Here is an 18,252-nt window from a genome sequence, read left to right as displayed (position 1 = left end):
GCGGGTCTTGTGGAGCGCTTACTGCAGTTCTATCGGCGTGCTCGACACCAGCGGGGTACCCGTGCCCGGCACGGCGATTTCCACCGGCAGGCCATCTTCGGCCGCGACCACGTCACGCACCACGTCCCAGTTCATGCGCATGTTGCTGGTGATGTCCTCACGCTTGAGCATGGCGTTGATCACTGCGGTGTGCTTGTCGACCACCGACGGGTTGCCCTTGTCATCGATTGGCGTATGCGCCTCCAGATAGACCTTGCCCCCGCTCATGCCGAACTTGTACGGGTCGTTGAGGATGCGCACCGAGGTACCCACCGGCACCATGCTGGCCATCTCCAGCACGTTGTTGTTGAACATGCGGAAGCAGCCGTGGCTGGTGCGCATGCCGATGCCGAACTTCTTGTTCGAACCATGGATCAGGTAACCCGGCGTGCCCAGGGTGAACTTGAAAGGTCCCAGCGGGTTGTCCGGACCGGCCGGCACGACATTCGGCAACGGGTCGCCATCGGCGGCGTGCTCAGCCTTGATCGACGCGGGAGGGGTCCAGGTCGGGTTGGGGGTCTTGGCGACGATGCTGGTGTGGGCAATCGGCGAACCCCAGCCTTCCCGACCGATCCCCAGGGGGAAGGTGTAGACCACGTTGCGGCCTTTAGGGAAGTAGTACAGGCGGTACTCGGCCAGATTGATCACGATGCCTTCACGCGGGCCCGGGGGCAGGATGAATCGCGTTGGCAGGATGATCTCGGTGCCCGCGCCCGGCAGCCAGGGATCGACACCCGGGTTGGCCGCGACCATTTCCGAATAACCCAGGTCATAGGTGGTGCCCAGGTCGGCGAAGGTATCTTCGTACTTGGCCTTGATCACTTGCACCTGGCCGACGATATCTTCGCCCGACGGCGGCAAGGGCAGCTCCAACGCTGCAACGGGACCGGCCACGCACAGGGCGGCAAGAGACAGGCAGCGGGCGACGGCAGGAAAGCGCGACAACATCCGGAAAATCCTTTGCATGATCGACAGAGGGGGTAAAACCGCGATTGTACACCGCAGTCTGCGGATTCGGGGAACCGGGCGACGGTCGCCGCGCCGCAAGTTACAACTCGAAACGCAACTCCGGCCAGATCGGCGAAGTACCGCGCTTCTGCGACTCCAGGATTGCTCGGCACAACGAGCACAGACGCTGGTCCTGGAATACCCGGCGATCGACGCTGGACCAGCGCGGTTGCGCCGGCAGCAACGTACCGCACAGGGTACGGTCGGCCGAGCCGCCCAACTCCAGTTGACGCGTCACCAGATGCACCCGGACTTCCTGGCAGGCGAACAGATCCAACTGCTCGTCAGGCTCGATCAGTTGGTAGGCAAACAGGGACCAGGCAGGACGCGGCATCGGGGGCTCCAGATCAGGGGGGCGCCACATTAGCCGAAAGCCTGCCGCTAGAAAAGCATCAAAGCAGGGGTTTTAGCGTTGGCCAGACATTTTCCAGCAACTTGCCCTGTGCCGCGCCGGCCGGGTGAATGCCATCGGCCTGCATCAGCTCGGGCTTGCCGCCAATTCCCTCGAGAAAAAACGGCACCAGCGCGACCTTTTTTTCCGTCGCCAGATTGCTGTAGACCTGGGCAAAGGCCTGGGTATAGCGCACCCCATAATTAGGCGGCAACTGCATGCCCAGCAACAGCACCTTGGCGCCACTGCCCCGGGACTGGTCGATCATCGAGGCAAGATTTTGTTGCAATTGCGTGGGCAGCTGTCCGCGCAGGCCGTCATTGCCCCCCAGCTCCAGCACCACCAGCGCCGGCTTATGGGCTGCAAGCAGCGCTGGCAGCCGCGCCTGGCCACCTGCACTGGTGTCGCCACTGATGGACGCGTTGACCACCGTAGCGGTGAAACCTTCGTCCTTGAGCCGCTGCTCCAGCAGCGATACCCACCCCTGCCGGGTATCCAGGCCGAAAGCCGCGCTGATACTATCGCCAACGATCAGGACAGTACCCGCCGCTGCGTTCTGGGCCATGCACATCAAGGCCAGGCCAGCACTCAAAAACCACACACGCATCGGACTCTCCATGGGCGCAAACATTCTCACTGCGCGGAACCTTAGCAAAGTGGTTCCCAGCGCGGAAGGTGAACTGACCATCCTGCACCAACTCAGCCTGGAACTGAACAAGGGCGACAGCCTGGCCATCGTCGGCAGTTCCGGTTCCGGCAAGTCCACCCTGCTCGGCCTGCTCGCCGGCCTCGACCTGCCCAGCAGCGGCGAAGTCACCCTGGCCGGCCAGGCCTTGAGCCAACTGGATGAAGACCAGCGTGCACGCGTCCGCGCCGAGCATGTGGGGTTCGTGTTCCAGTCGTTCCAATTGCTGGACAGCCTCAACGCCCTGGAAAACGTGATGCTGCCGCTGGAACTCGATGGTCGCAAGGATGCCCGCGAACGCGCCACCGAACTGCTGCGCCGAGTCGGCCTGGGCAAGCGCCTGAGTCATTCGCCGCGCCAGCTTTCCGGTGGCGAGCAGCAGCGCGTGGCGATCGCCCGGGCATTTGCCGCCGAACCCGATGTGCTGTTTGCCGATGAACCCACCGGCAACCTCGATACTCATACCGGCGAGCACATCAGCGACCTGCTGTTCGAACTGAACAAGGAAAGCGGCACCACCCTGGTGCTGGTCACCCACGATGAGCGCCTGGCCCATCGCTGTCACCGCCTGATCCGCCTTGAAGCCGGCCTGTTGGTCGCCCCCCTGGAGCCTTGATGGCACGTTTGCCGCTGTTGCGCCTGTTCAGCCTGGCCATTCGTCAATTGCTGCGCGATGCCCGCGCCGGCGAACTGCGGGTGCTGTTCTTCGCCTTGCTGGTGGCCGTGGCCGCCAGCACCGCCATCGGCTATTTCGGCGCGCGCCTGAATGGCGCAATGCTGTTGCGCGCCACCGAATTCCTCGGTGCCGACCTGCTGCTCGAAGGCAGCTCGCCCGCCCGTCCCGAGCAGATCCAGAGCGGCAAGGACCTGGGCCTGCAACACGCCCAGGTGGTGGAGTTTTCCAGTGTCATCGCCACCGACCAGGGCATCCAGCTGTCGAGCATCAAGGCCGCCGACGGGGTCTACCCGCTGCGCGGCCAGCTGAAAAGCGCGCCCGCGCCGTTTGCCCCGGAAGAAGCCGGCGGCAGCCCGCAACCGGGTGAAGCCTGGGTCGAGGCACGGCTGCTGACCGCGCTGGACCTGAAGATCGGCGACAACATCGACGTCGGCATGAAGACCCTGCGCCTGAGCCGCGTCCTGACCTATGAGCCGGACCGCGCCGGCAACTTCTACAGCCTCACGCCGCGGGTGATGATCAACCTCGCCGACCTGACGGCCACCGGCGTGGTGCAGCCCGGCAGCCGGGTCAGCTACCGCGAACTCTGGCGCGGCGACGCCACCGCCCTGGCCACCTACCGCGAGCGCCTCCAGCCCGGCCTGGCGGCGAACCAGCGCCTGCAGGATGCCCGCGACGGCAATCGACAGATCGGTGGCGCGCTGGGCAAGGCCGAACGCTACCTGAACATGGCGAGCCTGGTGGCGGTGCTGCTGTCCGGGGTCGCGGTGGCGCTGTCGGCGACTCGTTTTGCCACCCGCCGTTTCGACGCCAGTGCCTTGTTGCGCTGCCTGGGGTTGTCCCGTCGGGAAACCCTGGTGCTGTTCAGCCTGCAACTGACTGTGCTGGGGTTGCTCGCCAGCGCCAGCGGCGCCCTCATCGGCTGGTTCGCCCAACTGGGGTTGTTCGCCCTGCTCGGCGACTTGCTGCCCACCGACGTACCACCCGGCGGCCTGCTACCGGCCATTGCCGGGATCGGCACCGGGCTGGTAGCGCTGGCCGGCTTTGCCCTGCCACCGCTCGCCGCCCTCGGCCGAGTGCCACCCCTGCGGGTGTTGCGACGCGACATGCTGCCCATCCCGTCAAGCACCTGGATGGTCTATGGCGCCGCCCTGGGCGCGCTTGGCCTGATCATGTGGCGCCTGAGCCTGGACCTGGTGCTGACCTTCGCCCTGCTCGGTGGTGGCGTACTGGCCGCGCTGGTGCTCGGCGGCTTGTTGCTGCTGGTGCTCAAGAGCCTGCGCCGCCTGCTGGCCCGGGCATCCCTGCCCTGGCGCCTGGGCCTGGGGCAATTGCTGCGTCATCCGCTGGCGGCAGCCGGGCAGTCCCTGGCTTTTGGCCTGATCCTGTTGTCGATGGCGTTGATCGCCCTGCTGCGTGGCGAGTTGCTCGACACCTGGCAGAACCAGCTACCCAAAAATGCGCCAAACTATTTCGCCCTGAACATCCTGCCGGCCGACAAACAGGCATTTACCGATCGCCTGATCGAACTCTCCGCCCAATCCGCGCCGCTGTACCCGGTGGTGCCAGGACGCCTGATAAGCATCAATGGTGAGCCGGTGCAGGCGATTGTCAGCAAGGACTCCCAGGGTGATCGGGCGATCCAGCGCGACCTCAGCCTGACCTGGGCGGCGCAACTACCGGCGGGCAACAGCATTACCGCCGGCAATTGGTGGTCAGCCCAGCCGTCCGACGACATCCCCGGGGTCTCGGTCGAGGGTAAGGTTGCCGAGAGCCTGAAGCTCAAGCTCGGTGACCACATGGTGTTCACCGTTGGCGGGGTCAACCGCGAAGCCCGGGTCACCAGCCTGCGCGACATCAACTGGGACAACTTCCAGCCAAACTTCTTCATGATCTTCCAGCCCGGCACCCTGCAGGATCTGCCCGCGACCTACCTGACCAGTTTCTACCTGGCCGCCGGTCACGACCAACAGATCATCGACCTGTCGCGCGCCTTTCCGGCGGTGACCATCTTGCAAGTCGAGGCCCTGTTGGCACAGCTACGCAGCATCCTGGGCCAGGTCACCCTGGCGGTCGAGTACGTGCTGTTGTTCGTCCTGGCGGCGGGTATGGCCGTGCTGTTTTCCGGATTGCAGGCGACCCTCGATGAACGCATTCGCCAAGGGGCGTTGCTGCGTGCGCTGGGGGCCGAACGGCAACTGCTGGTCAAGGCCCGGCGGATCGAGTTCGGCTTGCTGGGTGCGGTCAGCGGCCTGCTGGCGGCCATTGGCTGCGAACTGGTGAGCCTGGTGTTGTACCGCTACGCCTTCGACCTGGCTTGGCATCCCCACCCATGGCTGCTGTTGCTGCCGGTGATCGGTGCATTGCTGGTGGGCGGTGCCGGGGTCTTTGGTACGCGCCGGGCATTGAACGCCAGCCCACTGACAGTCCTGCGCGAGGGTTGATAGACTCGATGCTTTCCCAGCACAAGACATTGTCATGAGCCGCTATCGCCCTCCCCGTCCTGCCGGCACCGCCCTCATCACTCCCGAGGGCGAGGCGCGGATGCGTGCCGAGTTCCACGAACTCTGGCACGTGCGCCGCCCCCAGGTGACCCAGTCCGTCAGCGAAGCCGCCGCACAGGGCGACCGCTCGGAAAACGCCGAATACACCTATGGCAAAAAAATGCTGCGCGAGATCGACAGCCGGGTAAGGTTTCTCACCAAGCGCCTGGAGGCGCTCAAGGTGGTCAGCGAAAAACCCAGCGACCCGAACAAGGTCTACTTCGGCGCCTGGGTGACCATCGAGGATGAACAGGGCAAAACGTCGCGCTACCGCATCGTCGGCCCGGATGAACTGGACCTCAAGCAAGGCCTGATCAGCATCGACTCACCGCTGGCGCGGGCCTTGATCGGTAAAGCGCTGGATGCCGAGGTACGGGTACAAACCCCGGACGGCGAGCAGTTCGTGTACATCACGGCCATCGACTACCCCTGAAGGCTAGCGTCGGGCGATCAGCCCCTGGCGGGCGACACGGGTCAGTTGCCTGATCATTTCACCCGCTTCTTCGGCGCTGGGGGACTGGATAACGGCCAGATCAAAGCTGTCACTGGCAAAACGCGCCAACGACTCACCGTCTTCGACAAACTGGATCAGGAACGCTGCCGGGCCACCGTTGCGACGCGGCCAGCCATCCAGATAACGCAGCAGCGTCGGCTGGTGATTACCGCCCAGGAGGATTTTCGGGTTGCGTTGGGTCAGGTGAGCCGTGATCGGCGCGGGGCGTACAGAGGGGTGCAGTGCATTCATCTTGTCGTGTCTCAGCCTCAAAAATCTGCATGGCAGGTGAGAGGCAACACCGAACCAGCGCTTTAGCGGTACTTCAAAGCCTGTTCCAGGCTTCTATCGGCAACTGAATGAGTCACCTGGCGCCCCGCAAGTAGCTGTTTAAATCGGCGCATGGCAGCATCCTAGAGAAGCTGACGGGACAGTGTCAAGAATCCGCAGCAACAAAAAGGCCCGCGTATGCGGGCCTTAGTCGTGAGCCAGAGCACTCAACCGGCGATGGCGCGATCCACCGACAGCTTGCCGGCACCTTCGAACAAGACCGCGATGCTACCGCCGAGCAATGCCAGGGCAAATTCGTAGCCGTTGTTGGCCATGAACAGGCCGTTGCTGATGTGCACCGAAAAAATCGCTACCAGCGAGAGGAAGGTCAGGCCCAGGGCGGCCGGACGCACCAGCAAGCCGATGATCAGCGCCAGGCCGCCGAAGAACTCGGTACCGCCAGCCAGGATCGCCATCAACTGCCCCGGTGCCAGGCCCAGGCTTTCCATGTACTGCGCGGTCCCGGCAAGGCCATAGCCGCCAAACATACCGAACAGTTTCTGCGCACCGTGGGCGGCGAAGATCACGCCGACGCAGATCCGCAAGACCGTCAGGCCGTAGCCGGCGCGGGTGAAAAGTACCTTGTTGATCAGTGTGCTCATGCTCTGTCATCCATAGTGAGTGTGTGTGTTGGTTGGTTGGCCGCTATATTAATCGGTAAACCTTATGTTAAAAGCGCAAAAAACTCAGATTAACAATCAGTTTAGTCGATCATTTGCGACTGACAACTTTTTGCCCCGGGGCCTCCAGCGCCTCCCGCTCCCGGTCATAGGCCAAGTAGTACTTGTTCACACTGTTAACATAGCTGACAGGACCCATCCCTACCTGCTCCATGGCAATGCGCTCGACCTGGAAGAACCACTGGTTAGGGTTCAGCCCACGGCGCCGCGCCTCGGCACGCATGCCCTGGACCCGCTCCGGGCCGATGTTGTAGGCGGCGAGAATGAACGCCATGCGCTCGCGCTCATTGAGCTTGGGGCTGGCGAAAAACTTGCGCCGGATCAGCGCCAGGTATCGCGCACCGGCCTGCACATTGCTGTCCAGGGACTGAATGTTATTGACCCCGACCCGCTGCGCCGCCGAGGGCGTGATCTGCATCAATCCGGTCGGCCCGCTGCCGCTTCGAGCGCTAGGCTCCAGCGACGACTCCTTGAACGCCAGGGCCGCCAGGTTCAGCCAGTCCAGGCCTTGTTCGCTGGCATGTTTCTGCAGCACGGAGCGCACTTTCTCCAGGCGTTGCCGATCGTTGCGGGCCAGCGGGTTGCGTACCTGGTACAGGCGCCGATAAATCCGCAAGAACGCCACATCCTGGTCGGAGGGGGGTTTGTAGGTGGTGAGAAAACGGTCAATGCTGGCCCGCAGCATCGAGGCATCACGATGCACGAACCAGAACTCTTCGCCCGGCTCGCTGATCAGCACCTGCCGGTCGAAACGCAATTTGGGCAGGATCTTGCCCCAGCGCTCGGCAATGGGTTGCTCGACAATGGTCAGGTGAAAAATCCCGCCCTGGACCATTTCCAGCACATCCTCCACGGCGAGGCTGGGGTCTACCCATTCGATCTTCACCGGCGGCAACTTGTGCAGCGCGAGTTTCTGGTTGATCTGGTTGATCGCCTCCCCGGCGGCACTGCCGGTGGGCAGCGCCAGGGTTTTGCCCGACAGCTGTTCAAGCCGGGTGTAGCGCCGCTCACCCTTGATCCCTACCAGCAATAACGGCACGTTGCTGACAATCGGCTCGCTCGCGCTGACCGCCCGCACTGCCTGGGCGTCAAGCAGCTCGCCCGGGGCCACCAGGTCGCCTTCGCCGCGTTGCAGCGCACCGAGCAATTGGTCCTTGGCCTTGGGAATGATCTTCAGGGAAATTTCCTGGCCATCGCGGGCATGGCCATTGAGGTATTGCTCGAAAGCACGCAGGCGATGGTATTCCATGCCGATGTTCTGGCCCTGGACTTGCGCGGAGCTATTGCGGCTCTGATTGACCAGGACCCGCAGCACCCGACTGCTGCGGATTTGCGCCAGGTCGCGGACCTTGCCCGTCTGCACGGCCTCCACGGGCCCGGCCAAGCGCGCCAGTGCCGGCAAAGGCACGAGCAACGACAGGCACAGCAGGAATAAAACCGGGAGTCGCGTCATCCGTTCTCCGGAAAGAATACTGTCCCGCCGCACAACAAGAGGCGCAGCAGGTCGACAGAAACAGAGCGCCTGAAGCGCTGGCAACGAGCGAAAGAGCGGGCTGCGAGCCTGATAAAATCAGTCGAAGTGCTCCTTCGGCATCAAAAGACAGCGTTAACTCATTGTAGTTCTTGGCTTTTCTTATAAATCTTGAGCTCTGGTATGCTTTCCGGCCGCATCCCCAGGGTAGCACCATGCAACTCATCGATATCGGCGTCAACCTGACCAACCCCAGTTTCGCCGACAAACACCAGGCGGTGCTGGACCGCGCCTATGCCGCAGGAGTCTGCCAACTGGTGCTGACCGGCACTAGCGTGGAGGGCAGCGAACAGGCCCTGGAACTGTGCCAGCAACTGGATGAAAGCGGCGAGCGCCTGTTCTGTACCGCCGGTATTCACCCACACTCGGCCAGCGACTGGAATGCCGACAGCGCGCGGCGCCTGCACAGTTTGCTGAAAGAGCCGAACGTGCGGGCAGTCGGCGAATGCGGGCTGGATTTCAATCGCGACTTCTCACCGCGCCCACAGCAGGAAAAGGTCCTGGAAGAACACCTGGCCCTGGCGGTCGAGTTGCAGTTGCCAGTGTTCCTCCATGAGCGAGACGCCAGCCAGCGCCTGCTGGAGATCCTGCGCGACTTCCGCGACCAGTTGCCGGCCGCCGTGGTGCACTGCTTCACCGGGGAAAAAAAGGCGCTGTTCAGTTACCTCGACCTGGACTTGCACATTGGCATTACCGGCTGGATCTGTGACGAGCGCCGCGGTACCCATCTGCACCCGCTGGTGCGCGAGATTGCCCGCGGCCGCCTGATGCTCGAGAGCGATGCGCCCTATCTGCTGCCTCGCAGCCTGCGGCCAAAACCGAAAAACGGGCGCAACGAACCGGCCTACTTGCCCGAAGTACTACGCGAAGTGGCCCTGCATCGGGGCGAGAGCCTGGAAGACCTGGCGGCCCACAGCACTGCCTGTGCCCGGGCGTTTTTCGGCTTGCCGAGCGTCGCATTTACCGCCAATCCGTAGGAGCAAGGCCGGCCAGCGATAGCATCTGAAGAGCCCTGCCCCACTACGACTTGACCCACATCAACACCGGACCTCCTCGATAGCGGCACAATGATGGCACCTTGCCAATGCTGTTTCCGCTATCAGAGAAGACCTCCATGGGTGCCTGGCTTAGCAATATCTCGCTGAAATACAAGTTCTGGGCGGTCAATGCCGTCGCCTTCGTGACCACCCTGCTGCTGGTGCTGTATGCCGTGCAACTGGAACAACAGGCGCGCAGCGAGGCTGCCCGGCAGGCGGCTGGCGCTCAAGCGCAATTGCTCCGAGCCTGGCCCGCTGCCCAGCCGTTGCCCGCCAACGACGTGCTGCTGAGCTTCAGGCCAGGGCAAACGCCCACGCTCGACGAGCGGCCGTTACCGCAATTGAACAACGCCAACGGCTGGGTCTCGATCAATGCCATGCCGTTGTTCGGCAACCACCTGCTGATCGGTGCCGAGGTCCTGTCCCGGGCCGATGGCGAACGCACTGCCGTCCTGGCCTATGGCCCGAGCCTGACCCAGGTATTTGCCGAGCGCTTCGTCAACTACGCAGCGGCGGTGTTGATCCTGATGCTGGCGATGCTCGGCGCCTCGCAATTGTTGATCCGCTTTCTGCTCAGCCAGCTCAACACCCTCAAGGATGTGATGTTGCATGTCGAGAAAACCGGTGACCTATCGGCCCGTGTGCCGCTGTCCTGCGCCGATGAAGTGGGCCAGATGGCCAGTGCGTTCAATGCCATGCAGGCCGGCTACCAACGCGTGGTCAATACCGTGGCCCATACCGCGCAGCAACTGGATGTCGGGGCGGCGCGCCTGGCCAACAGCATGAGTGACGTGCGCCAGGGCATGCTCGGCCAGCAAAGTGAAACCGATCAGGCGGCCACCGCGATCAATCAGATGTCCGCCACGGTCTACCACATCGCCCAGCATGCCGGCGCAACGCGGGACCTGTCGCAAACCGCCGACGACCTGGCAGGCAGCGGCCAGGAGGTGGTCAGTCGCGTGCAACACTCCATCGCCGGGCTGTCCACCGGTGTGCAGCAGACCGCCGGGATGATCCAGCGCCTGGCCGAAGACAGCCAGAAGATCAACGGCGTGGTCGGGGTGATCCACAGCATCGCCGAGCAAACCAACCTGCTCGCCCTCAATGCCGCCATCGAAGCGGCCCGCGCCGGTGAGATGGGCCGAGGGTTTGCCGTGGTCGCCGACGAAGTGCGCAACCTGGCCAAGCGGGTCCAGGCCTCGACCGATGAAATCACGCGCATGGTCTCGGCCCTGCAAGCGGGCACTCGCGATGCCGTGGACTTCATGCAGGAGAGCTCCTTCAAGGCCGACGACTGCGTGCAGCAGGCGCAGGAGGCGGGCAGTGCCCTGGCCAAAATCACCAGCGCCGTGGCGCAGATGCGTGAAAGCAACACGCAGATAGCCGTCGCCGCCCAGCAGCAAAGCCAGGTGGCAGAAGAGATGAATCGAGCGGTGGTGAGCATCCGCGACGTCACCGAGAACACTGTGGCACAGACCCTGGACTCGGCCACCACCAGCGATGAGCTGGCAAAACTGGCCGGCGAACTGAACCAGGCGATCGGCCAACTCAAGCTTTAGGCACTAGCACGCAGCGGCTATCACCTCGATAGCCAACCTTGATTCGCCGCGTGCCAGGACCCGACCTATTCTTCAATCATGTGTTGTACACGGATCGAGGAGTACCTTCATGGGCAAACGTCACCCCAACCTTCCCGCCTGGCAATGGCGGGCGTACCCGAATAATCACCAGCACCCGACCAACCTGGTGCTGCACCTGATTGCCGTGCCGCTGTTCATCCTGGGCTTTTTGCTGATTGTCTCCGGAGTGTTCAGCCTGAGCCTGGCCAATATCGCCATTGGCATCATCGGCCTGCTGGCCGCGTTGGGCTTGCAGCGCCACGGTCACAGCCTGGAAGCCCAAGCGGCCGAACCCTTTACTGATCGCAAGGATGCCGTCTCGCGGCTGCTGGTCGAGCAGTTCCTGACCTTCCCGCGTTATGTCTTGAGCGGCGGCTGGTGGCGCGCCTGGCGCGAACGTCACCGCCGCTGAAGTCAGGCGAAGATCGTCACCGTCTGGCGGCTCAGGGCAATCAATTGGCCCTCGGGGCTCCACAAGGCGGCAGCGGCATGGCCGTAGCCGTCACGGGCGTGTTCGATCTGCACATGGTACTTGCACCAGTCCAGGGTGCTCAGGGCCAGCAATGGTTGCACGAACTCGATGGTCCAGGTCAGGGTACTGCCGGCCGCTGGCTTGTTCAGGTGCGGCAGCAAGGCCGGGGGCCAGGCATCCACCAGCGCCAGGATGTGCGCTTCGCTCACCGTCTCGGCATTGGCTTCGTCGCGCAAACGCACCCAGCCGCCCATGTCGCGCGACTTGTTACCGGTGAAGGGCAAGCCGCCGATGCTCCAGCGCATCGCCAGGTGACGCATGAACTCTGGCGTCACGCCCTTGATATAAGGCAGCTCCTGGCACTCGTCCCAATGTTTCATCGTTGGCGCTGGCGCGGCCAGCACCTCGACCTCGGAAGCCCGCGAGGCGCCGAAGCTGCCCTGGACCAGTGTCACCACCTGACCGTTCTGCACCGCTCGACCGAGCACCTGGCTGACCGCCTTGCCTTCGCGCAGCACCTCGACTTCGAAACGGATCGGCACACCGGGCTCCGCCGGGCCGACAAAGGTGATCGCCAGCGAGCGCACCGGGCGCTCTGCCGGAACCCTGGCGCGCATGGCTTCGTACTGCAAGGCGGCGACCAGCCCACCAAAACTGGCGCGACCCTGCGCCCATTGCGCCGGAATGACCAGTTCATCAGGGGAACGGCGCACGGCGTCGAGTAATTCGCTAAAGCGCATGGCAACCTCAAGACAGGGAAAAGGACAGCAGGATCTTAACCAGCCCAAGCGCTCTATACAGCACCTATTCCGGCCAAAGTGCCGGACAGATAGGCCGCCCATCAACGGCCGCAGGACGTTCATTCGAGTTGGCAATACCGCAGGGGGGCGCTGCGCAACCCAACGCAGCCTTCGGCAGCGGCTACAAAAACACCGGCGCTGGATTCAGGACTTGAAGCAGGTGGCGCTGAGTTTGTCGAGCACTTGATCGGCACGCGCCTCAGCCTTGCTCATGGTCTGTTGCCAGACCGCTACGCAGGGCAACAGATCGGATTCGTGCTCGGCCCTGGCCAGCCATTGCCAGCAATCGTGCCAGTCGCCCAGCGCAGCCTGCGCTGCCTTGAGCCGTGGCATGGCGGCCTTGGGTAAACGATCCAGCTCCGGGTAGGCTTCGATGGCGTAGCGCACGCGCTTGATCAACAAGCGCAGGCGGTGACGGTCATGGGCCGGATCGTGCAGGGTCGTGTCCAGGCTATGCCACTGCTTGGCCAGGCGCTTCTCGATGCGTGCACGCAGGCGCTTGAGCAGCCCTTGGCGCTGGGAGGCGCGCAAGAACCGTGGAAAGGCATCGAGGACCATCAATAACTGCACCAACTGGGGACTGTCGGCCACCGCCGGGTAGGCTTGGGCCATCTGCCGCATGCGTCGCTCGGCCGCAGTGGCTTGCCCGTGGTTGAGTAGATAGGCCGCCAACACTTCGCGGTCACGCAATGGGGTGGTCAGGGTGCCCACCTCCGCCGCAGCCGCTTCCAGTTGCTCGACGCCGGGTAAGCCACGCAAGGGGCGCAACAGGCTGCGCAACCGGCGCACGGTGGTGCGCAAGTCATGCAATGCCTCCGGGTCGGTGCTGGCACTCAGGCGTGCCTGGCAAGCCAGCAAACGCACATGCAGGCCCAACACTTGAGCCACCAAACGATCCACCAACGCAGACATCCCGTTCTCCCCAGTCAACCCACTCATCCTCACCAGTCTACGCTAGGCGCAATAGCGGCCGCCGGTATTGCGCCAGGTCATGGATGGCTTATCGACCGGCGCGGGATTCACGGATATAGAAGCGCGCCTTCTCGGCCTTGTTGGCGCAGCCTTCGAAGGCTTCGAACTGTTGCTGGGTCTTGGCCCCAGTCAACAGCGACAGGGCCTTGGAGTAACTCACGGTGCCGGCAAATCCTTCGGCCTTGGCCAGGTCCAGTTCTTTCCATGCGGAATCCAGTTGGCTAGCGCAGCTATCGCGGTACGCCGTCTTGCCCGCGCAACCGGCCAGGACCAACGCAATCAATGGCAGACAGATCCATGCTTTCATCAATGACACCTCAAGGTAGAAATACAATCGTGCAGGGTAAGACGGTCAACGCGGTTAAAAGTGCCTTGGCCCATCGCTGGAAACTATAGCGTCGGCGAGAATACCCATGCGCCGTCATCCAGTGTCGAAAAAACGACTGCTTGTGTCTGTGTGATTGAAGCACGCCCCTGAAAGGGTGCATTGTTAAAACCTGTTTGGCGAAGGATCAAGTACATGAAGAAGCGTGTCGCGCTGGTGCTCGGCTCCGGTGGCGCCCGGGGCTATGCCCATATCGGGGTCATCGAGGAAATTGAACGACGAGGCTACGACATCTCCTGCATCGCCGGTTGCTCCATGGGAGCAGTGGTGGGTGGTATCTACGCCGCGGGCAAACTCAACGAATACCGTGACTGGATCGAAAGCCTGGATTACCTCGATGTGTTGCGCCTGGTAGACGTGAGTTTTCGCCTGGGGGCCATACGCGGCGAAAAAGTCTTCGGGCAGATCCGCAAGATCGTCGGTGAGATCAATATCGAAGAGCTGCGCATTCCCTACACGGCCGTGGCTACCGACCTGACCAACCAGCAGGAAATCTGGTTTCAGGAAGGTTGTCTGCACCAGGCCATGCGTGCCTCGGCGGCCATTCCGAGCCTGTTCACCCCGGTGATGCAGGGCAATCGCATGCTGGTGGACGGTGGCTTGCTCAACCCGCTGCCGATCGTCCCCGTGGTCTCCAGCCACTGCGACCTGATCATCGCGGTCAACCTCAACTCCACCAACCAGAAGCACTATCAGTTGCCGGTGATCCAACGCCCCGCCGCGTTCAAAAGCCGCTTCGACAGCCTGATCAACTCCCTCGGCTCGCACCTGCCGTTCCGCCGCAAGCAGGCCGAACAATTGCTCCTGCTGGAGCAGGAAGCGTTGCGCAGCGAAGCCGCCGAGATCAACCCCTGGCTCGAAGGTGCCGAACCCGAAGCGCAGCAGCCCGCCGCCGCCCCCGAAACCGAAGGGGCACCCAAGTCGGCAACCGGTTCGTTCATCATCGACAACGTCGGCCCTGCCTCCCTGCTCGACCTGATCAACCAGAGTTTCGAGGTCATGCAAACCTCCCTGGCGCAGTACAAGATTGCCGGTTATCCACCGGACATCCTGATCAACGTGCCAAAGCGCGTCTGCCGCTTCTTCGAGTTCTACAAGGCCCCGGAACTGATCGCCCTGGGCCGCGAGATTGCCCGCGACACCCTGGACCGCTACGAGAGTGAGCGCGATTGAGTATCCGCTGACCGGACACGGTTCAAGCGTCGCTCAACAACCGATACCCCACACCCGCCTCGGTCAGGATGAACCGTGGTCGGGTCGGGTCGTCCGCCAGTTTCTGGCGCAAGTGCCCCACCACGATCCGCAGGTAGTGACTGTCCTCGACATGGGTCGGGCCCCAGATGTCCTTGAGCAGTTGCTGCTGGGTGATGACCCGCCCGGCGTGGCGTGCCAGTTGCGCCAGCACCGCGTACTCCTTGCGGGTCAGCGCCACTTCGGCACCGTCGAGCAGGACCCGGCGGTACGCCAGGTCCACCGTCAGCGGGCCAATGCTCAGCGCTGCTTCCGGCGCCTGGCCGGCGGGCGCCTGGCGCAACAGGGCTCGGATACGGGCGAGGAATTCCTGGATACCGAACGGCTTGGTCACGTAATCATTGGCGCCACCGTCCAGGGCCTCGACTTTCTGCCCCTCGCTGGCGCGCACCGACAACACCAGCACCGGCACCTTCGACCACTCGCGAAATTCGCGCAGGACCTGCTGGCCATCCATGTCCGGCAGGCCGAGGTCGAGCACCAGCAAATCCGGTTTGTTCAGCGCAGCCTGGGCCAGGCCTTCGGTGCCCGTGCCGGCTTCGAGCACTTTGTAGCCCTGGGAGACCAGGCTGATGCGCAGGAACTTGCGGATCTGCGGCTCATCGTCGATGACCAGGATGGTCGTGGTCTGGCTCATGGTTTCCATTCAACATAAAGAACTGGCGACAGAGTAGCGCAGCCCGCCTCAGGCTTCACTTTCCAACCCCGGTTGTGCCTGCAACGGCAGGTGCAGGGTGATGCAGGTGCCACGGCCGTCGAGACCATCAGCGACGCTGATGCGCCCGCCGTGGGCACCAACCATGCCCTGACAGATCGCCAGGCCCAGTCCCGTGCCCTGCCCGCCCCGATCCCCACGGGCAGCGGTATAGAACATGTCGAAGATCTTCGCCCGCTCCTCTTCGGGGATACCCGGGCCCTCGTCACTCACCGAGAAATACAGCTCGCTGTCCGTCGCCCCCGCACTCAGTTGCAGATGGCCTTGGGCCGGGGAAAATCGTGCGGCGTTTTCCAGCACATTGACCAGCGCCTGCTCGATCAGCGCCGCGTGCACGAACAGCAGTGGCAGCTCGGCCGGCACCTCGACGCTGACCTGCAACGGCGCCAGCACCGCGCGCAAGCGATTGAGCGCGCTGCCAACGATGTCGGCGGGCGACACCCAGTCGCGCGCGAGCTTCAGCGCGCCATGGCCAAGCCGGGTCATGTCCAGCAGATTCTGGATGTAGCGGTCCAACCGCTCGGCTTCATCACGCGTGCCTTCCAGCAGTTCGCGACGATCCTCCAACGGGATCGCCTCGCCCAGCGCCAGCAAGCTGTCGATGCTGCCGCGCATGGACGTCAGTGGCGTGCGCAGGTCGTGGGACACCGACGCCAGCAAGGCGCTGCGCAGTTGTTCGGTTTCACCGTGCAGGCGCGCCGCCTCCAGGTCTTCGGCCAATTGGGCGCGGGCCAGCGCTTGGGCCAGGGGCTGGCTCAGCGCCGTCAGCAAGCGCCGCCGTTGCCCACTGAGTGGCTCGCCTTCGCGCGGGCACACGCCGAGCAGGCCCAGCGGACCGTCGTCGACCGACAACGGCCACCACCACCAACGACCGAACGGCAGGGTTCCGGTGCCCTTCCCCGCCGGCTGGTCATGCTGCCAGGCCCACTCGGCGGCCGCACGCTCGGCTTCAGAAAACTGCAACGGCCCGCCGGTTTCCACCTTCCAGCCGCCCTGGCCATCACGATTGAGCAGGCACAACTGCAGATCATTCCAGCCCACCAGATGTTGCGCCGCCGCACTGACCACGGCCTGACGGTCGGTGGCGGCCGTAAGCTTGCGCGACAGGTCGAGGAGCTCGCTCGTCTCTTCCTGGGTATCGCGCAGGGCCTGCAATTGCCGACGCTGACGCGCGGCGAGGTTGCCGGTGAGCGCCGCCATGAGCAGGAAAAACAGCAAGGTCAGCACGTCTTCTTCGCGCTGAATGGCAAACGAGAAGTTGGGCGGGATAAACAGGAAATCGTAGGTCAGGAACGACAGCGCGGCGCACACCAGCGCCGGCCCCAGACTACTGCGCACTGCCACCAGCAGCACCGCGGCGAGAAATACCAAGGAGATGTTCGGCAGTGGCAGCAGGCTCGATACTGCCCACGCCAGGCCGCTGGCCAACAGCGTGGCCAGCGGTGCCAGGGCGTAGTCGAACCAAACCAGGGCCTGGGGCGAACGCTGGCGCGGCAGGTGCTGTTGCTCATCGCTGTCCAGCACGTTGATTTCCAGGCCTCGGGCATTACGCAACAGGCGCGAAGCCAGGCCACCGCCGAACAGCCGCCGGCGCCAACGCGCACGGGACTGGCCGACCAGCACCAGGCTGGCGCGCCGCTCAGCTGCGTGCTGGATCAAGGTCTTGGCCACCTCGCCGGCACGCAGCAACACCACTTCGCCGCCCAACCGCTCGGCCAGTTGCTGGGCGCTTTGCAGGCGCAAGCGCGACTGCTCATCGCAGACGCTGCCGTTGTCCACATGCACCAGGCTCCAGGGCAGATGCCGGCGCTGGGCAACTCGACTGGCGTGGCGCACCAGGCGTTCGGCCTGGGCATCGCCGTCGACCCCCACCAACAAGCGTCCCCGCACGGCCGGTGCGGCCTGGCCCAACTGCCGGTAGCCACGGCTGAGGTCGTCGTCGACCTGGGCCGCTGCGGTTTGCATCGCCAGCTCGCGCAACGCGGTGAGGTTGGTCTGGGTGAAGAACGCATCGATCGCCGCCCGCGCCTGCTCGGGCACATAGACCTTGCCGTCACGCAGGCGCTCAAGCAGCTCACGGGGCGGCAAGTCGATCAGCAACAGCTCGTAGGCTTCCTGCAGCACCCAGTCGGGCAGGGTCTCGCGCACCTGTACGCCGGTGATACCGCGCACCTGGTCATTGAGGCTTTCCAGGTGCTGGACGTTGACCGTGGTGTAGACATCGATACCGGCCGCCAGCAGCTCCTGGATGTCCTGCCAGCGTTTGGCGTGGCGACTGCCGGGGGCATTGCTGTGGGCCAGTTCGTCCACCAGCACCAGTTTTGGCCGGGCCTTGAGCAGGCCGTCGAGGTCCATTTCCTCGAGCATCACCCCACGGTATTCCGAGCGCAGCAACGGCTGTTGCACCAACCCACCGAGCAAGGCCTCGGTCTCCGCGCGGCCGTGGGTTTCCACCACCCCGGCCATGACCTTCACGCCCTGGCGCAACTGGCTGTGAGCGGCCTGCAGCATGGCGTAGGTCTTGCCGACGCCGGGCGCCGCGCCGAGAAAGACCTTGAGCCGGCCACGGCCATCGTGGGGCAGATCGGCTAGCAGTGCATCGGCGCGGCCGGAGTCGCTCATGGG

The 18,252-nt window shown here is 63.8% G+C and carries 18 protein-coding genes; 7 read left to right on the top strand and 11 right to left on the bottom strand.

Going from position 1 to position 18,252, the window contains the following annotated elements:
• Positions 1 to 18: 18 nt before the first annotated feature.
• The 3 genes from ACIOVD_RS14710 to ACIOVD_RS14700 form a co-directional block, all read right to left on the bottom strand.
• Positions 19 to 987, bottom strand: a complete 969-nt coding sequence (locus ACIOVD_RS14710) for a L,D-transpeptidase family protein (RefSeq protein ID WP_401128592.1) — start codon at positions 985 to 987, stop codon at positions 19 to 21.
• 100 nt (positions 988 to 1,087) lie between these two features.
• Complete coding sequence (locus ACIOVD_RS14705; protein WP_027620143.1) at positions 1,088 to 1,381, bottom strand: hypothetical protein; 294 nt, start codon at positions 1,379 to 1,381, stop codon at positions 1,088 to 1,090.
• 58 nt (positions 1,382 to 1,439) lie between these two features.
• Positions 1,440 to 2,045, bottom strand: a complete 606-nt coding sequence (locus ACIOVD_RS14700) for an arylesterase (RefSeq protein ID WP_095168096.1) — start codon at positions 2,043 to 2,045, stop codon at positions 1,440 to 1,442.
• Positions 2,046 to 2,055: 10 nt separating this feature from the next.
• Here ACIOVD_RS14700 and ACIOVD_RS14695 point away from each other — a divergent pair, with 10 nt between their 5' ends.
• Genes ACIOVD_RS14695 through greB form a run of 3 tightly spaced genes read left to right on the top strand, consistent with a single transcriptional unit; the run spans position 2,056 to position 5,775 of the window.
• The gene (locus tag ACIOVD_RS14695; protein WP_095168095.1) at positions 2,056 to 2,739 is read left to right on the top strand and encodes an ABC transporter ATP-binding protein; all 684 of its coding nucleotides are present in this window, start codon (positions 2,056 to 2,058) and stop codon (positions 2,737 to 2,739) included.
• Positions 2,739 to 5,243 (top strand): ABC transporter permease, encoded by a 2,505-nt coding sequence (locus tag ACIOVD_RS14690; protein ID WP_401128587.1) that lies wholly within the window; start codon positions 2,739 to 2,741, stop codon positions 5,241 to 5,243. Before ACIOVD_RS14695 ends, ACIOVD_RS14690 begins: the two co-directional genes overlap by 1 nt.
• A 34-nt stretch (positions 5,244 to 5,277) precedes the next feature.
• Complete coding sequence (gene greB / locus ACIOVD_RS14685; RefSeq protein WP_095168093.1) at positions 5,278 to 5,775, top strand: transcription elongation factor GreB; 498 nt, start codon at positions 5,278 to 5,280, stop codon at positions 5,773 to 5,775.
• Positions 5,776 to 5,778: 3 nt separating this feature from the next.
• Here the strand turns inward: greB and ACIOVD_RS14680 are convergent, their stop codons facing one another.
• The 3 genes from ACIOVD_RS14680 to ACIOVD_RS14670 all read right to left on the bottom strand — a co-directional run bounded on the left by ACIOVD_RS14680 (position 5,779) and on the right by ACIOVD_RS14670 (position 8,298).
• Entirely contained in the window at positions 5,779 to 6,087 is a 309-nt protein-coding gene (locus ACIOVD_RS14680) for a hypothetical protein (protein WP_095168092.1), read from the bottom strand.
• Between the two features lie 245 nt (positions 6,088 to 6,332).
• The gene (locus ACIOVD_RS14675) at positions 6,333 to 6,767 is read right to left on the bottom strand and encodes a DoxX family protein (protein ID WP_095168090.1); all 435 of its coding nucleotides are present in this window, start codon (positions 6,765 to 6,767) and stop codon (positions 6,333 to 6,335) included.
• A gap of 109 nt (positions 6,768 to 6,876) precedes the next feature.
• Positions 6,877 to 8,298, bottom strand: a complete 1,422-nt coding sequence (locus tag ACIOVD_RS14670) for a transglycosylase SLT domain-containing protein (protein ID WP_401128583.1) — start codon at positions 8,296 to 8,298, stop codon at positions 6,877 to 6,879.
• Positions 8,299 to 8,531: 233 nt separating this feature from the next.
• On the opposite strand from ACIOVD_RS14670, the gene ACIOVD_RS14665 reads away from it, so the two are divergent.
• The 3 genes from ACIOVD_RS14665 to ACIOVD_RS14655 all read left to right on the top strand — a co-directional run bounded on the left by ACIOVD_RS14665 (position 8,532) and on the right by ACIOVD_RS14655 (position 11,444).
• Positions 8,532 to 9,353: a TatD family hydrolase gene (locus ACIOVD_RS14665; RefSeq protein ID WP_320332789.1), complete on the top strand. Its 822-nt coding sequence runs from the start codon at positions 8,532 to 8,534 to the stop codon at positions 9,351 to 9,353.
• A 137-nt stretch (positions 9,354 to 9,490) separates the two neighbouring features.
• The gene (locus ACIOVD_RS14660) at positions 9,491 to 10,972 is read left to right on the top strand and encodes a methyl-accepting chemotaxis protein (protein WP_401128580.1); all 1,482 of its coding nucleotides are present in this window, start codon (positions 9,491 to 9,493) and stop codon (positions 10,970 to 10,972) included.
• A 109-nt stretch (positions 10,973 to 11,081) separates the two neighbouring features.
• Positions 11,082 to 11,444: a terminase gene (locus ACIOVD_RS14655; protein WP_095168084.1), complete on the top strand. Its 363-nt coding sequence runs from the start codon at positions 11,082 to 11,084 to the stop codon at positions 11,442 to 11,444.
• 2 nt (positions 11,445 to 11,446) lie between these two features.
• Here the strand turns inward: ACIOVD_RS14655 and ACIOVD_RS14650 are convergent, their stop codons facing one another.
• The 3 genes from ACIOVD_RS14650 to ACIOVD_RS14640 all read right to left on the bottom strand — a co-directional run bounded on the left by ACIOVD_RS14650 (position 11,447) and on the right by ACIOVD_RS14640 (position 13,583).
• Positions 11,447 to 12,244, bottom strand: coding sequence for an acyl-CoA thioesterase II (locus ACIOVD_RS14650; RefSeq protein WP_095168081.1), 798 nt, complete (start codon positions 12,242 to 12,244; stop codon positions 11,447 to 11,449).
• Positions 12,245 to 12,448: 204 nt separating this feature from the next.
• Positions 12,449 to 13,216: a CHAD domain-containing protein gene (locus tag ACIOVD_RS14645; RefSeq protein WP_401128575.1), complete on the bottom strand. Its 768-nt coding sequence runs from the start codon at positions 13,214 to 13,216 to the stop codon at positions 12,449 to 12,451.
• Positions 13,217 to 13,304: 88 nt separating this feature from the next.
• A complete protein-coding gene (locus ACIOVD_RS14640; protein WP_095168077.1) occupies positions 13,305 to 13,583 on the bottom strand; it encodes a hypothetical protein in 279 nt (92 codons plus the stop codon).
• Between the two features lie 213 nt (positions 13,584 to 13,796).
• Between ACIOVD_RS14640 and ACIOVD_RS14635 the strand changes: the two genes are divergently transcribed.
• Entirely contained in the window at positions 13,797 to 14,834 is a 1,038-nt protein-coding gene (locus ACIOVD_RS14635; RefSeq protein ID WP_095168076.1) for a patatin-like phospholipase family protein, read from the top strand.
• Positions 14,835 to 14,856: 22 nt separating this feature from the next.
• Here ACIOVD_RS14635 and ACIOVD_RS14630 read toward each other — a convergent pair whose 3' ends face one another.
• Together ACIOVD_RS14630 and ACIOVD_RS14625 are read right to left on the bottom strand one after the other, a co-directional pair.
• Positions 14,857 to 15,549 carry a response regulator gene (locus ACIOVD_RS14630; protein ID WP_095168074.1) on the bottom strand — a complete coding sequence of 231 codons (693 nt, stop codon included), beginning with the start codon at positions 15,547 to 15,549 and terminating at the stop codon, positions 14,857 to 14,859.
• 48 nt (positions 15,550 to 15,597) lie between these two features.
• Positions 15,598 to 18,249 (bottom strand): DUF4118 domain-containing protein, encoded by a 2,652-nt coding sequence (locus tag ACIOVD_RS14625; protein ID WP_401128570.1) that lies wholly within the window; start codon positions 18,247 to 18,249, stop codon positions 15,598 to 15,600.
• Positions 18,250 to 18,252: the final 3 nt, after the last annotated feature.

Origin of the sequence: Pseudomonas sp. NPDC087626 (assembly GCF_044743405.1) — a bacterium.
Taxonomy (GTDB): domain Bacteria; phylum Pseudomonadota; class Gammaproteobacteria; order Pseudomonadales; family Pseudomonadaceae; genus Aquipseudomonas.
This window is presented reverse-complemented; position numbering and strand designations above follow the sequence as displayed.

Coding starts and splice junctions, on each gene's coding strand:
- ACIOVD_RS14680 (WP_095168092.1), bottom strand. CDS start 6,087: ATGAATGCACTGCACCCCTCTGTACGCCCCGCGCCGATCACGGCTCAC.
- ACIOVD_RS14655 (WP_095168084.1), top strand. CDS start 11,082: ATGGGCAAACGTCACCCCAACCTTCCCGCCTGGCAATGGCGGGCGTAC.
- ACIOVD_RS14675 (WP_095168090.1), bottom strand. CDS start 6,767: ATGAGCACACTGATCAACAAGGTACTTTTCACCCGCGCCGGCTACGGC.
- ACIOVD_RS14635 (WP_095168076.1), top strand. CDS start 13,797: ATGAAGAAGCGTGTCGCGCTGGTGCTCGGCTCCGGTGGCGCCCGGGGC.
- ACIOVD_RS14710 (WP_401128592.1), bottom strand. CDS start 987: ATGTTGTCGCGCTTTCCTGCCGTCGCCCGCTGCCTGTCTCTTGCCGCC.
- ACIOVD_RS14665 (WP_320332789.1), top strand. CDS start 8,532: ATGCAACTCATCGATATCGGCGTCAACCTGACCAACCCCAGTTTCGCC.
- ACIOVD_RS14625 (WP_401128570.1), bottom strand. CDS start 18,249: ATGAGCGACTCCGGCCGCGCCGATGCACTGCTAGCCGATCTGCCCCAC.
- greB (WP_095168093.1), top strand. CDS start 5,278: ATGAGCCGCTATCGCCCTCCCCGTCCTGCCGGCACCGCCCTCATCACT.
- ACIOVD_RS14690 (WP_401128587.1), top strand. CDS start 2,739: ATGGCACGTTTGCCGCTGTTGCGCCTGTTCAGCCTGGCCATTCGTCAA.
- ACIOVD_RS14700 (WP_095168096.1), bottom strand. CDS start 2,045: ATGCGTGTGTGGTTTTTGAGTGCTGGCCTGGCCTTGATGTGCATGGCC.
- ACIOVD_RS14645 (WP_401128575.1), bottom strand. CDS start 13,216: ATGTCTGCGTTGGTGGATCGTTTGGTGGCTCAAGTGTTGGGCCTGCAT.
- ACIOVD_RS14660 (WP_401128580.1), top strand. CDS start 9,491: ATGGGTGCCTGGCTTAGCAATATCTCGCTGAAATACAAGTTCTGGGCG.
- ACIOVD_RS14705 (WP_027620143.1), bottom strand. CDS start 1,381: ATGCCGCGTCCTGCCTGGTCCCTGTTTGCCTACCAACTGATCGAGCCT.
- ACIOVD_RS14630 (WP_095168074.1), bottom strand. CDS start 15,549: ATGAGCCAGACCACGACCATCCTGGTCATCGACGATGAGCCGCAGATC.
- ACIOVD_RS14695 (WP_095168095.1), top strand. CDS start 2,056: ATGGGCGCAAACATTCTCACTGCGCGGAACCTTAGCAAAGTGGTTCCC.
- ACIOVD_RS14670 (WP_401128583.1), bottom strand. CDS start 8,298: ATGACGCGACTCCCGGTTTTATTCCTGCTGTGCCTGTCGTTGCTCGTG.
- ACIOVD_RS14640 (WP_095168077.1), bottom strand. CDS start 13,583: ATGAAAGCATGGATCTGTCTGCCATTGATTGCGTTGGTCCTGGCCGGT.
- ACIOVD_RS14650 (WP_095168081.1), bottom strand. CDS start 12,244: ATGCGCTTTAGCGAATTACTCGACGCCGTGCGCCGTTCCCCTGATGAA.